Raw genomic sequence first — 15,139 nt, 5'->3', positions numbered from 1 at the left:
ATGAAAATAACAAAAGTAACTTCCATAATAGTGGCCTGTCTTTTTCAAACGGTACAGGGATATGGCCAAACGAATACGAACATTTTGAAATATAATGAGCCGGCCGAGGTGTGGACCGAAGCCTTGCCTATAGGTAATGGAAATATGGGGGGAATGATCTTTGGCAATCCTTGGATGGAACATATTCAGCTCAACGAATCGACACTCTACAGTGGTGATCCGAATCGGAAATACGAAAATTTCAGTATTCGCGAGGACTATAATGAAATTATGACCCTGTTCGATGCGGGCAAATATGAGGAGGGTCAAAAAATGGTTCAAAAAAGGTGGTTGGGCAGACCTCAAGATCTATATCAACCCATGAGTGATTTATGGATTGAAATGGATCATAGGGGAGAGGTTTCCGACTACAGAAGAAGTTTGGATATTTCAAAAGCGATTCACAATGTATCTTATGTAATTGGTAAAACAAGGTATACCCGTGAGATTTTGGCCAGTTATCCCGATCATATTTTCGCATTAAAACTCTCTGCCGAAGGACAGGATAAAATGAGTGGTGCCATATCTTTTTCGACAATCCATGAGCCGACCATGCAAGTTGGAGGTACTGATAATATGCTTTTTATAAATGCACAAGTACCTGGTTTTGCCCTTCGAAGAACCCTTGAGCATGTTGAAAATTATGGCGATGAGCACAAATACCCGGAAATCTATAACCGTGACCGAAGTAGAAAGCCTATCGCAAAACAAATTCTTTACCACGATGAGGTTGATGGTTTGGGTATGTACTTCCAATCTCGTTTAAAGTTGGAGCATACCGATGGGGAAGTATCTTATTTCGAAGGAAAGCTCAAGTTTTCTAATGTTTCTGAAATGGTCATTTTGGTCACCGCTGCCACCAGTTTTACAGCATATGACGAAAGTCCGACAAACAAAGAGCTACCTGAGAAAAGAACCATATCCTTTTTTGAAAATATTAAGGATGATGATTATCAAACCATTAAGAAACGACATATTGCAGATTATACTTCGCTATTCGACCGCGTTGATCTTCGGATAAACAAATCCGGAAAAGGTTCGGGTTTACCGACCGATCAGCGGATTATGAGGTATAAAAAGGGAGGTGATGAAAGTCTCGTATCATTATTTTTTCAATACGGTCGCTACTTAATGATATCGGGTTCAAGACCGGGAGGGCAACCCTTAAATTTACAGGGAATATGGAACGATGAATTGATACCACCTTGGGCTAGTGCCTATACGATGAATATCAATATGGAAATGAACTATTGGCCCGCGGAAGTCACCAATCTTTCCGAATGCCATGAACCTTTTTTTAAATCCGTCAAGGAACTGGCAAAAAATGGAGCCAAAGTAGCACGGTCAATGTACGGGAGCTCGGGGTGGTTGGCCAATCATAACATGTCGATTTGGAGAAATTCGGGTCCAGTTGATTCTTGTCCCTGTTCCTTTTGGCCCGTGGCTTCTGGTTGGTTGGTTAGCCATTTTTGGGAGCATTACCTTTTTACTGGCGACGAGCAATTTCTACGCCAAGAGGTCTACCCTTTGCTAAAAGGCGCTGTACTTTTTTATAAGGATTGGCTGATTCCCAACAAAGAAGGATATTTAGTGACTCCGGTCGGACATTCGCCAGAACAGAGTTTTATCTATGGGGACGGAAAAAGTTCTACCCTGAGTCCTGGACCTACCATGGATATGGCTTTGATCAAGGAAAGTTTCGAACGATATCTTAAGGCCGTCGAAATTTTAAAAATTGAAGATATTGAACTTAAAAATGAAATCTTGGAAAAACAAAGGCGATTGTTGCCCTACCAGATTGGAAAGCATGCGCAATTGCAAGAATGGCAGTTAGATTTTGAGGACAAGGAAATACACCATCGCCATATTTCCCATTTGTATCCCTTTCATCCGGGAAACCAGATTACACCTACCTCCAATCCTGAATTGACTCAGGCTGTAAAGCAAGTATTGATTCGAAGGGGTGATCAGGCTACCGGATGGTCAATGGGTTGGAAAGTAAATATGTGGGCACGGCTTTATGATGGAGACAAGTCTTTGGAAATTATGTCCAAACTAATGAATCTTGTAAAAGAAAACGACCCTAAGTTCAAAGGATCGGGTAGCTATCCAAACATGTTTGATGCGCATCCACCCTTTCAAATCGATGGTAATTTTGGGGCAACGGCTGGTATTGCAGAAATGCTGTTGCAATCTCATGATGGCTTCGTGCACTTACTTCCTGCTCTTCCGGCCAAATGGAAGCAAGGCGCTATCTCCGGTCTGAAAGCAAGAGGTAATTTTGAAGTCGACATTGAATGGGAGGACAATAGCTTTAAAAAGGCGAAAATAACGTGCAAACAAGGTGGTATACTTCCGTTGAGAAGTATGGTGCCATTGAGTATTGAAGGTGGAAGGTCAATAAATACCCGGACAACAAATCCTTTGTTGCTACCAATGGATCCGGGAGAATATTTGGACCATAAGAAAATAGATTTGCCAGAAATAAATTTGCCCGACTTTTATGAATATTTTTTAGAGACCGAAGAGAACGAGGTTATTCTTATTTACAAAAAATAAAATTCCAGGGAGAAAAATATTACAATTAGCATGATTAAAAAAATATAACAAAGTAGAATTAATTGCTCAGTTACTTTAATCAAGTAATTTATCGTACCAATGGAGATCTAGCTTCTCACGCAAGCTGTCAACCCCGCAACAAACTATACACAAAAACGTTGGGAAATATTTTGCCCCGTCCTTAATAAAGGCAACATAATTCTTGCAATTAGGTACAATAATTACAAAGTTTTCAGACGGTATTCGGAACCTTTCAAACTGAAGATTCTTGACGGACTTAGCATAGGAAACGATTCCAAAAGACAAATTGCTTTAATTTACGGGATACAATCCCGCACATGAAGGTATGGATCAAGAAGTATCACCGGAAAGATTTAATGAACACCCGTGTAATGTGCAAACAGATAGTATTTACCCGTATCAAAGCCAGCATCCAAGTCATTAACCTTTCAGGTTAAAGCTTTCTCTTTTATAATTGTCGTTCGTGGTGTTCTATTGTTGTTCGTTTAAAACGACTTGCGGAAGAAGTATTCCCCGTGCATTTTTAAGTAGTTACTTAAATATGCGGAGCATTTCTAAGGGATTTGATGATGGAATTGGTGATGGCCCCCAGTTATAAGCTATTAAAACAGTTTCATAAAACTTTAGTTCAATCTCCATTGATGTTAAGGTCCACTATGTTGGCTTATTTAAAATAAAATTTGAAAACTTATCGCTTTCATTCTCTACAGCTATTTTCCGCTAAACGCATCAGGGTTTTATTGTCTACTGCCTTTTGGAAGAGTTCCTTCTACAGATTTACTGCATCTAGACAATTGTCAAGTTTGTTTTATCTTTAGTAGATACATATTAAAAAATCGTATGGCATTCGAGATGAAGACCATCAAAGAAATATTGAATAAAAGTTTTCCTTATTTGGATTCTTTCAATAATAAATTCTTGCTAATTGGTTTTTTGGCATTGCTTGTTTTTGTTTTTTTGGCGGTCTACGCCCCTTTTAACATGAACCAATGGGGAGATAATCTGTACGTTGGTTACGTAAGTATAGGTATTGGTGTTCTTTTATTAACCCAATTTATTTTACGGCCTGCCTTAGGGTTTCGAGAACTAAAAGTATCAAGTTTTATGTTATGGTTTGTTGCTGAAGTACTCTTAATAACCTTTGGAATTTATGTAGTTTACAGTCCCGAATTAACCTCTTTGAATGAGAAAATATATGAGTATTATAGAACCCTGAGGTATGTTGTGCTTATAATGGTAGCGCCCTATTTTTTTATTTTATGGTATTTATCGGTACGATTCAAATTTGCCTCTTTAGAGAAAATCGAACATAATAATTTAACATCCGTACACGAAAAAGGCAATGAACTTTTGACCATTACCGGGGAGAACAATAAGGTGATCTTGGCCATAAATTATGATCAATTGCTTTACGTAAAATCTTCAGGAAATTATCTGAATATTTATCATTTAAAAGGAGAAAAAGCTTCGAAAGAATTGGTGCGATTAAGTTTGAAAGAGTTGGAAACAAAAATCATTGATTCGAGTATCGTGCGAATACACCGCTCGTATATGGTCAACAAACACAAAATTTCTTCCTTTAAAAAAACCCGAAAGGGGTACAAACTTATCGTTCAACATGCCTCTGGGGAAATGCTTCCCGTTTCCATCGGTTACAGAGATAAATTCGAGGAAGCCCTTGAGTTATAAATGACCCATTTGTCACAGCATAGGGTCATTTCATAACAAAAGCGATAAATTCTCCTTGCGGTTTCCCTAATTGTTTTTATTTCGCATCGAACTACCGATTTTTGGTTCTTTCAGCTGGTAGGCCGGTTATTAGGTCATTAGGATAATGAGCAAGAAAAATAGTATTTTAAAATCAAGTATTTCCGGAATCCTTCTGGCCTTTTCACTGTTTTTATTCCTTCCAAAAAAATCCTCCGTAAATTACGAGAAACTTCCAAAGTTAAACTCGAACTGCCCACCAGGTTTTAAGAAGAATATCAAAAACGAGTGTATTGCACAAAATTTATATATGCAGTACGATTCTCCTAATAACGTTGGGGTCGGCGGACTTCAAACAGGACTTCCTAAAATTCGTGATGGTTTTTCTCCGCAACAAATCGATTTGGGGAGGTATCTATTCTTTGACCCTGTTCTATCGGGAAATAAAACCATTTCCTGTGCCAGTTGTCATGATCCAAATAAAGGATTTTCAGATGGCCTGCCTACAAGCATTGGTAACGATGGCCACAAACTCAAACGTGCCGCTCCAAGTCTTTGGAACGTAGGCTATTTGAGAAAACTTTTTTGGGATGGTCGTGCATCTTCTTTGGAAGAACAAATGCAAGGTCCATTATTTTCCAAGGAAGAAATGAACAACACTAGGGTCAACCTTCTAAACACCTTAAATTCCATTGAAGAATACCAACAACTGTTCGTAGAGGCTTTTCCTAATAGAGTCGAAGATTCCGCTATTCAACTAGATGAAATTTACACTTCCATTGCTGCCTTTCAGGCTTCTTTGGTTTCTCTGAACAGCAAATACGACCGTTATGCCCACGGGTATCATCAGGCATTGAACGAGCAAGAAATAGAAGGCATGAATGTGTTCCGCTCTTTTGTAGCGCGCTGTGCCGAATGCCATACGCCCCCACTATTCACTAACCAACAGTTCGCCGTTATTGGTACCCCCGAGCCTGACGGCTTACCGCTAGATTCCGGTGCAGAAGTACCTTTTCAGGACAAAACTTTAAGGGGCGCTTTTAAAGTCCCGAGTTTGAGAAATATTGAAAAGACGGCCCCATACATGCATTCAGGAAAATTTAAAACCCTTCGCGAGACCGTTCAATTCTATACCGATGGAAGAGGACACGCAGTACCCGAAGATGAAAACCTGATTATTCATTGGCATATCTGGGAGCCCGAATTGTCCGATTATGAATTAGACCGACTCGTAGACTTTCTAAAGACCTTGACCGACGAAACTTTTATACCTAAAATACCGGAGAACCTACCCTCTGGATTAAAACCATCTGTTTAATCAATCCAATTTATATTACTATGAAATCAACACTGTTCAAAATCATTGCCGCGATCTTTCTTCTCGTTGCTGGTGTGTTTTTGGGGAAATCATTTTTCTCATCTCCTGAAGTAACTACCGTACCCATGCCTTCGACCATCAAATACAGAAATGTAGGGCTGTCAAGAGATACTACTCAAGTAGCCCAAAGCAAAGCTTTCAACGGAAAAATCATTGAGGTCAAAGATGGTACATCTATACAGAAAGCGGTCAAAACAGCCAATTCGGGCGATTTGATTCGTGTATTCCCCGGCACTTATTCAGAGAATGTCTACATAGACAAAGACGACATTAGCCTTCAAGGCGTGGTCATCAATGGAGAATGGCCCACTTTGGACGGAAAAAAAGAAATAAACGATGCCTTTCTCTATTCGGGCAACGGGATTTTAATAGAGAATTTCAAGATCATCAATTACAAAGGTAATGGTATTATGGGCCAGGCCGGAAACAATTTTGTAATCCGTAACAATTGGATCATCGATACCGGCGTTTATGGCATCTTTCCGCAATACGGAAAAAACGGACTCATTGAACACAATGTATTGAGCGTTATCGCCGATGCCGCCATTTATGTGGGCATGTGTGATAATGTAGACGTACTTCACAACGAAGTATTTGATAGTGTGGCGGGTATCGAGATTGAAAATTCTAGGCATTGTTTGGTCGAGAACAACTACGTCCATGATAATACAGGAGGATTGTTGGCTTTTATAACACCGGGGTTGCCCATCAAAACTACCTTTGATATTATTTTCCGAAATAATTTCGTGGTCAACAACAACCATGAAAATTTCGGTGCCCCTGGATCAACAGTTTCTAGTATTCCGGCCGGTACAGGCGTTCTCATCATGGCAGCCGATGATGTAATCGTCGAGAACAACATCATTACCGGTAATAACAATACGGGCATTACCATAGTCGATCTAGCCACCGGAGACCCTAAGGCCAATGACCCAAATTCAGAGGGAAATCCTGACCGGGTGGTCATTCTTGACAATATTATGTACAACAACGGGAATGAACCTACGGGTGAGATTAAGGCGATCATGCTTACTCAAATGGACTCGAAAGGCCCGGATATTTTTGCCTATGGGGGTGGAACAGGGAGTACTATTAGGGACAAGAATAAGTACCGCACCTTTGGCATTGAAGATTACGGTCCTGCACAAATAATGGATACCCAACACATTCCTACAATGATGACTCCGGCACCTGTACCTGATCGGTCGGTTTCTAAAGACCAACTGGGCGAATTAACTTATTATGGCGTGTGTGCTGGCTGTCACGCTTTTGGTTCGCGATTGATTGGACCACCGACTGAAATTCTGCAGGCCATACATAGCGGTAATCCGCAAGGCATTGTTGATTATATCAATAACCCCAAGAATTTAAGAGAAGATTATCCTGAAATGCCGCCACAAGATTATCTCTCCGATGAGGCAAAGATGGCCGTCGCGGAATATATCCTGGCCTTAAAAGAATAAAGGATTTCCATATAATATATAAACGTAATTTTTAACCAACCTAACTCCAACTACATGAAAAAATTACGATGACTGAAAAATACCTCTGTAAGTTCCTTATCTTCCAACTTCCTTTGTATTATGGGGCAAATCTGGAAGTTAGCATCAGCGTCATTCATAAACACATAATTTTTTCATTTTTTTAGGGTTTTAATTCCTAATAGAATAAATGTCCCTATTAAAATTAGAAAGTACAAGGTCGTGACCCCACTTTTAAGAAGACTGAAAAAAGCAGTTATTGGTACCAGGCCTGATGTTAAATTTGGATAATTGGTCAATAGAACGATGATTCCAACATTCTCCATATAATCGGCAAATCCCGCAAACAAGGGTAGCAAACAGAGGTAGAACAGCTTACCATTATACCTATTCAGCTTTTTCAGAAGATAAGCCAGCAGTAGACAAAAACTCATGCCGAAAAGGGCAGGATAAATCATATCCACAGGAAGCTGATTGTATAAATACGCATTCCTGCCCTTGGGGCCAAGGGCACTGAACAGCGCGTTTACATCATCGAAGTCGTACCCCATCGGCATCATATCCAACAATTTCAATTCTTCAGCATAAGTGGAAACTAGTGGAATGGTTACCCCCAACATGATAAGATATATCAAGCTGGTCAATATTAAAAGAGCCAATACTTTTTTGACCTGAAGATTCTTTTCAATAATCACACTTAGCTTTTTCATTTTTTTTGGATGTATCCTACAAAGGAACAAAGGTTATGTACCGCCCAAATTAACAAATGATAAAAAGCGATTATTGTCGTTTCCTCAAACGGCTCAGGGAAACATTGGTTATGCCCAAATAGGATGCAATCATCGGGTGGGGAATTTTATTTTCCAACATGGAAAAGTCTTTGCGGAATTGCGCTAACCGCTCTTTGGCAGACCAAGATGCCATTCGAATTTCTTTATGCACTTTGTTCAATAATTCTTGCCTCAACACCGTGTTTCCGAAATCGCGTATCTCTAGATTATCTATCATCAAAGATTCAAAGGCCTTTGCATTGATTCTAGCAAAGGTGCAGTCGGTAATGATTTCACAGTATAGTAAAGACTTTCCGTTTGCAGTACGTGTGACATAAGGAGGTAAAACTGAATGGTCCTCAAAAAAGGATAGTGTGGTTTCGTCACCTTCGGTATTTAATAAAAAGGTACGTGCAATACCGTTGAGAAGTATATACTCTGAATCATTGGGTTGATTTGGTTTAAAAAGAAGCACCCCACTTTTAAAGTTTTGTTCTTCACAAAGCGTAGCAAATTCTTTGCGGGATTTTAATGATAAATGTGGAGTGTACTGCTCAATAGTCTTATGTATTTTTGATACATCCATATATCAAAGTTAAAGTAAAGTACCATGCAAATGGTAGACGAAATGATGTGTACCGCCCTAATATTACTTTTAAGTATTTTTTACCCATGTTCAGCGCGAAAAGATCCGAAAATAGAAGGTCCAAAAATCAAAAAAATCAGTTCTAGCTTCTTATTGCCTCGGTGTATATTGGAAATACATTATTCATTCCATTCGGATTCAATCGTACCCTTCAATTTTTCGACTATTTCAGGGCGGCTGTCCGCAAGGTTATTCTCTTCATAGGGGTCTTCGTAAATATTGTACAATTGAATAGTTTCGCCAGGCCTATTTTTTTCGTTGGGTATGATGAGCTTATAAGGATCTGTCATCACCATTCTATATTTTAAACTTTCTTCTACCGTATTGAAGTCGTGGTTATAGATCTCCCCAAAAATGGCGTCTCGATTTTCTCGTTCGGTATCATCGAGCACATTGATGCCATCCAGATTGTCAGGTCGCTCCATATTCAAAAGATCCAATACCGTGGGTACCATATCGACGCTGCTTGTCAGGGAACGCTCGTCAAAATTCGGAGTTATCTTTCCTTTCCACTTATACATAATCGGCGTCCGTAATCCGTAATCGTAGGGTGATTGCTTTGAAATCGGATTATAGGCGCCATTGTTTTCGTTTTGCACCCAGCCATTGTCACAAACATACACGAAAAGGGTATTCTCGGTCTGGCCTTTCTCTTCAATATAATCCATCAGTTCACCACAGGTGGTATCGAACCATTCACACATGGCCCAGTATTTGGCCACATATTCCGTAGGTGCTTTTGGTAAATATTTTTGCAACAGACTGTCTGGGGGATTGTGGGGTGAATGCGGTAAAAATGGAGCATACCACATAAAAAAAGGTTTCTTTTTCTCCATCGCCAAATCGATATAACTGTAAAGGGTATCCATGCCTTTACGGCCTATTTCAAGCCCATAGTCACCGTGTCTTCCGCCACGTTCGGGATCGCCGTGGGTCATACCATAGTCAAAACCTCCATTGGCGTGATTCCCTATCCACCATTTTCCTGTTTGAAAGGAGAGGTATCCTTTATCCTTTAACATTTTGGGCAGGGTATTCAGTTTTTTGAAGTTTTCGATTACCGGAATATAGTTTTCATGCCTCCAAGACGCGGTCCAGGCCGGCTTTCCCTCTTTGTCATCGGTGGGGAGTACCCGGTCATTGCCCAATACCTTGTGATATCGGGGGTAAACCCCGGTAATTATTGATGCCAAGGACGGAGAGCACAATGAAGTGGGCACGTAACCATGGGTGAACGTATGGCTTTCCCTGGCCAACCTGTCGATATTCGGGGTCTCGATATGTTCATGGCCCATAAAGCTGTAATCCGTCCACGCCTGGTCATCGGAAAGAATAAATACAATGTTCGGAAGATTTTCTTGAACTTCTTCCTTGGTTTCTTGTTTGGCCTCTTTGCAGGAAGTAAAACAAGATAGCGTCAATACCGCTAATAGTGGGAATAGTTTATTGATCATACTGTCTTTTTTAGGTTTAAATACACCGCGTTGTAATGGTTTGAAAAGAATCATTAATACCCGGGGTTTTGTATCATGTTTGGGTTTAAGTCCAATTCGTTTATAGGAATCGGATATAGGAGTTTGTCTTGGGTTATTTGAAATGATTGGGGACCATAGGCAATAAAATCTGGTGGTACAAGGGTAGGATTGGCCATTTCTTCAATACCAAAGGCAGTCATTACTTCAACAGCCTTGCCTGTTCTAACCAAATCGAACCAACGATGGTTTTCAAAGGCGAGTTCAACCCTTCGTTCTTGGGCAACTGCTTCGCGAAATGATTCTTGATCAGGCAGTTGGCTCGGGGTCAGTTCTGGCAATCCTGCCCGACTTCTGACCATATTCAACATATCGAATGACGTACCCGTTTGGTAGCCTTGTTCATTAATAACTTCGGCGAGCATTAATAAAACATCGGCATACCTGTAAATAGGCCAATTATCAGGTGCCCTTGAGAAATCGGGATCTGAATCGTGGTCGTATTTGTTGACATAATACAGCGGACTGGGATCTCTGTCAAAGAAAGCAATGGATATATCTTTCCTTAAATCGTCCACCTCGTACGCATCCACCATATCCAATGTTGGGATATTACGACCTGGACTGTTTTCCGGCCCTAAGATAACCACCCCCCTAGATCCTACCGGAGCAAATTGGTAGATAAAATTACTGGCTTCGCCTTCCGGACCTTCCTTGAACTGTACCTCAAAAATCGATTCGGCATGGTTCTTATTTGCCGGGTCAAAGACATCGGCGTAGTTGTTCAGCAACCGATATTGATTGGAGTTAACAAGGGTATTCAATTGGGTTTGTGCATTGGCGTAATCGCCCCGAGTCAGATAGACCTTTGCCAGAAGCATTCTTGCCGCGCCCTGGGTGACGCGCCCCACATCGTTTCCGGAATAGGAAGCCGGTAAGTTGGCCATGGCAAATTCCGCATCTTGAACGATGGCGGCATAGACCTCGGAAATTGGATTTCGCTCGATAGCGAATGCCTCTTCGGCAGAGCCGATCGGTTCAATGAGCAAGGGTACATCGCCCCAATACCTTACGGCGACAAAATGGTAAAATGCCCTGAAAAAACGTAGTTCCGCTTCGGCCTGTGTTGCAAATGCAGAGTCGATTTCCGGGCTATTGTTTAAATAGAACATCGTAACGTTACAGTCTTTTATGGCACTGTAAATAGTGTTCCATGCTTCACTGATCGGTCCTGCGTCCGAGGTCAATAAGAATTGATCAAGAAAACCGTACTGCCTTGATCCCCCCAGCGAGCCTTGGTCCAAGAGATTGTCATAGGTGGTATTGTCAGATCTTCCTTCCTCTAAAAAATGAGCGCTTAGTACATAATCTTGTAAACTTCCATACACTCCCAATACGGCCTGATCAAAATCGTCTTCGGTTTGGTAAAAGTTACCTTCGGTCAAAAAATGGTTCGGGGTAACGTTTAAAAATTCGTCATCACAGGCCGATAATAGTAATGTGGCCAGCAATAGTAGTAAAATCTTTGATGGTATTGTTGATTTATATTTTCTCATCACTATGGGTTTAAAAATTAAGGTTGACACCAAGGGTGTAGGTGCGGTTCGTAGGGTAGGTAAAATCATCGACTCCCAATTGTTGTGGGTTGTTGCCGAACGTACTCACCTGTGGATTCCACCCGGAGTAACTGGTGAATTTTGCCAAGTTCTGAACGCCAAAATGGAAACGTAGTGCCGAAATAAAGGTGTTTTCAAGTGCGGAAACCGGTATTTGGTATCCTAGCGTAACATTTTTGATCCATACATGATCTCCGTCTTCCAACCAAAGATTAGAGGCATTATGCGAGCGCGGAAAAGGTATGGCCGGAAGCAATCCGTCTCCTGGATTGTCGGGCGACCTCCATCTGTTCATTACTTCTGGACTCACGTTCCATCTGCCTTTTTGATTGTAGAACACCTCGTTCACCTGCGGCATGATTTGATATCCGAATGCGCCAGTGGTCAATATCGAAAGCGATAGGTTTTTATAGTTGATAACATTGTTAAACCCCAATATAACTTTGGGATGGGGATTTCCGATATCCTCCATATCTACTCCGCTGATAATACCATCGTCGTTGATATCCTTAAAAATATAAGCACCGAGTTCCCGCGCACCCGGCCATGCAAATAGGTTAGGGTCGTCAAGTTGTTCCTGTGTATTGAAAATTCCCTCGATGACATGTCCGCGTAGAGAGCCTACGGGCAGACCCACTTGGGTAATATTCCATCTGGAGACAATCTGGGAAATTTCTTCCGGTAAATAGGTGACCTCATTTTTAATGAACGAGAGATTCAAGTTACTGTTCCATGTAAAGTTTTCTCCATTCACTCTAGTCGCCAACTCAATATCAACACCCTTATTGACCATTTCGCCAATGTTGGTTCGTGTCGAACCAAAACCGGATGCTCTCGGAATGGAAAGGTTAAAGAGCATGTCTTCCGTTGTTTTCTCAAAATAGCTGGCATTAAGGGTAATCGCATCCCTGAAAAAACCCATGGATAGTCCTAGGTCCAGTTGTCTGCTCGTCTCCCATTTTAGGTTGCTCGACCCTAAGGAGGTTAAAGACTTTCCAATTTCAATATTGTCGCTCAACACGTAGTTGAAATTATTGCTAAGGTTACTAAGGTTCGGAATGGAGAGTAACGTACCAAATCGGTCGAAATCTCCAATGGCCGAATTTCCGGTTACCCCATAACTCGCTCTGAATTTTAGTTCGTTCATGACGAAATCCTCTGGGAAGAAGCTTTCTTCGGAAACCCTCCAGCCCACCGAGGCTGAGGGAAAATTACCGTATTTGTTATCTGCTCCAAACCTGGATGACCCCTCCCTTCTAAAATTCATCTCCAACAAATATTTTGATTTGTAGTCATAGCTAATTCGGGCAAAATAGGCAGCTAACGACCAATTGGTCAAATCCGTAACGGCTGCCGACACCTCCGCTGCCTCAAGGTAATTGAGGGTAGCGTCGCTCGGAAACCCGGTTCCATTGATAGTAGATAGTTCCCCACTCTGCTTTTGTGCGGTATAACCTAGAAGTACGCTTAGGTAGTGATTGCCGAATGAAGCATCATAGTTCAAAAGATTATCAATACCCCAGTTGGTAATATCACTTTTTTGATTCGTACCGGAGTTCACAAAAGGTGGTGCTCCCGGCGAAAGGTTGGAGGCGTTGCCTATGGCAAATCTTCCGATGGTACTTGGCGTAAAGGTATTTACTTCTCGGGTCAAGAGACGCCCATATAATTGGGGCTTATAATGGAGACCTGGTAAAATTTCCATATCCAAGTTCACGCTTACATTGATGTCCCTTTCTATACGTTCGTTCGTAACCGCTTGCGCCTCGAATATTGGATTGGCATAGGCAAAATATCCTGGGGAATCGGCGGGGATGTACGGCCTTAGATTACCTTCCGCATCAAATGGCGATTGAAGCGGACTTGCCGTCACAGCTTTCATAATTACTCCCCTTGATCCGCTTTCCGGAATCGAATTGTTATCCGAAAATGAAACAAACATGTTCGTGCCCACTTTTAACCAGTCACTGATGGATGCATCGGTATTTGCCCTAAGCGATAGGCGTGAGAAGTCCGTATTAAGAAGCGTACCCTGTTGGCTCAAATAGCCTGCGGACACGACCCCTCTAAACTTGCTGTTTCCCCCTCTAAAGGTCAGATTATGGTCTTGAAAAAGAGCATTTCGCATAAGCAAATCTTGCCAATCCGTTCCGCTATTCCGTGAATTGCCTAAAGCGTCGAGATAAATCTGGGGTACCGGCGAATCGGTGCCACTCCTTTCATTGATTTCTTGTACTCTTTCGACATTATATTGTGCATACTGTTGGGCGTTCAGTGTTTTGGGACGCCAACTATTCGGCACGGATTGAAAACCGCTTGTTCCATTGTACGTCAGCTCACTTTGAGATTCTTTTGCCTTAAGGGTCTGTATCAATATGACACCATTGGTACCCCGGGCACCATAAATAGAAGTCGATGCCGCATCCTTTAAGACGGTTATTTTCTCAATATCATTTGGATTAAGACTTTGCGGAATACCATTACCGACGGGAAAACCATCGATGACCACTAAGGGCTCGATTCCGGCGTTGATGGAACTAATTCCCCTGACCCTGATACTGGGTGCAGCTCCTGGGGATCCGTTGTTCTCTGCCACGGTAACACCGGAGACCCTACCTTGAAGCACTTGGCCCGAATTGGAATTGGGCATGTCTTGGGCACCATCCATATCTACCTCCGATATCGCGGAGGTTACTTTTCTTTTGCTCTGGAGCCCGTAGCCTACTACTACGACCTCATCTAAACCAGCAGCACTTTCCTCCAAGACGATATCGAATTCCGTTTGGTCGTTCACCGCTATTTCCTTGGTTGCGAAACCGATATAGGAAACCACCAAAATACTATTGCTCTCCGAAAGTTCAAGGGTAAAATTGCCGTCGAAATCCGTTTGGGTGCCGTTTGTAGTTCCCTTTTCAACGATGCTCGCCCCAGGTAGGGGAGAACCGTTTTGATCCTTCACCGTACCGTTTATCTGCGTTTTTTGTAACTCAAGTACGGCAACTTTTTTTCGGGTAAGAATAATCTGGTTCTTGTTGATTTTATACTCAAAATGGGCTTTTAAGGCCAATTTTTTCAAGACTTCGGGTACAGTTGCCTTGCTTGCGCTCAAGCTAGTTTTCTGGGTGTCATCTATTTCTTTGATGTTATAAAAAAACCGATAATCGGTCTGTGACTGGATTTCGTTCAGGATACGTTTTAACGGTACTTCACTATAATTTAAGTCGACCCTTTTCTGGGACAGTACCGTATGGGCGGATAACTGAAACATCATCAAACAAGCGGAAAGAAAGCAAAACTTCATTTTTAGATGCAATCCTTTATGACGCTCTTTGTCGAGCGAATTGTCCTCATCACTTTTTTTCATAATTTTGAATGTTTTTGATTGTTAGTACTGGTCTATTAATGATCATTATCATAAGGGGAGTGCTCCAACACTTCCCTTACTTTTTT

General features: G+C 41.6%; 9 protein-coding genes. 4 read left to right on the top strand and 5 right to left on the bottom strand.

Translation table 11 applies throughout. From position 1 onward, the window contains the following. The 4 genes from F2B13_RS05445 (at position 1) to F2B13_RS05430 (ending at position 7,167) form a co-directional block, all read left to right on the top strand. Entirely contained in the window at positions 1-2,598 is a 2,598-nt protein-coding gene (locus F2B13_RS05445) for a glycoside hydrolase family 95 protein (protein WP_149276262.1), read from the top strand. Between the two features lie 861 nt (positions 2,599-3,459). After that, the gene (locus F2B13_RS05440; RefSeq protein WP_149276261.1) at positions 3,460-4,308 is read left to right on the top strand and encodes a LytR/AlgR family response regulator transcription factor; all 849 of its coding nucleotides are present in this window, start codon (positions 3,460-3,462) and stop codon (positions 4,306-4,308) included. 328 nt (positions 4,309-4,636) lie between these two features. Continuing rightward, complete coding sequence (locus F2B13_RS05435) at positions 4,637-5,644, top strand: cytochrome-c peroxidase (RefSeq protein ID WP_232623015.1); 1,008 nt, start codon at positions 4,637-4,639, stop codon at positions 5,642-5,644. A gap of 20 nt (positions 5,645-5,664) precedes the next feature. Next, on the top strand, positions 5,665-7,167 hold the full coding sequence (locus F2B13_RS05430) for a parallel beta-helix domain-containing protein (protein ID WP_232623014.1): 1,503 nt from the start codon (positions 5,665-5,667) through the stop codon (positions 7,165-7,167). 173 nt (positions 7,168-7,340) lie between these two features. Here F2B13_RS05430 and F2B13_RS05425 read toward each other — a convergent pair whose 3' ends face one another. The 5 genes from F2B13_RS05425 to F2B13_RS05405 form a co-directional block, all read right to left on the bottom strand. Further along, positions 7,341-7,895, bottom strand: a complete 555-nt coding sequence (locus F2B13_RS05425; protein WP_149276258.1) for a hypothetical protein — start codon at positions 7,893-7,895, stop codon at positions 7,341-7,343. A gap of 70 nt (positions 7,896-7,965) precedes the next feature. Then, the gene (locus tag F2B13_RS05420; RefSeq protein ID WP_149276257.1) at positions 7,966-8,541 is read right to left on the bottom strand and encodes a Crp/Fnr family transcriptional regulator; all 576 of its coding nucleotides are present in this window, start codon (positions 8,539-8,541) and stop codon (positions 7,966-7,968) included. Between the two features lie 179 nt (positions 8,542-8,720). After that, positions 8,721-10,055: a sulfatase family protein gene (locus tag F2B13_RS05415; RefSeq protein ID WP_149276256.1), complete on the bottom strand. Its 1,335-nt coding sequence runs from the start codon at positions 10,053-10,055 to the stop codon at positions 8,721-8,723. A gap of 53 nt (positions 10,056-10,108) precedes the next feature. Then, positions 10,109-11,629, bottom strand: a complete 1,521-nt coding sequence (locus F2B13_RS05410) for a RagB/SusD family nutrient uptake outer membrane protein (RefSeq protein WP_198440083.1) — start codon at positions 11,627-11,629, stop codon at positions 10,109-10,111. A 10-nt stretch (positions 11,630-11,639) separates the two neighbouring features. Next, the gene (locus F2B13_RS05405) at positions 11,640-15,053 is read right to left on the bottom strand and encodes a TonB-dependent receptor (RefSeq protein WP_149303517.1); all 3,414 of its coding nucleotides are present in this window, start codon (positions 15,051-15,053) and stop codon (positions 11,640-11,642) included. Positions 15,054-15,139: the final 86 nt, after the last annotated feature.

It is taken from the genome of Pareuzebyella sediminis (assembly GCF_008367235.1).
GTDB lineage: Bacteria > Bacteroidota > Bacteroidia > Flavobacteriales > Flavobacteriaceae > Pareuzebyella > Pareuzebyella sediminis.
The sequence above is the reverse complement of the archived record's forward strand: the minus strand, read 5'-3'. Positions and strand labels throughout refer to the sequence as shown.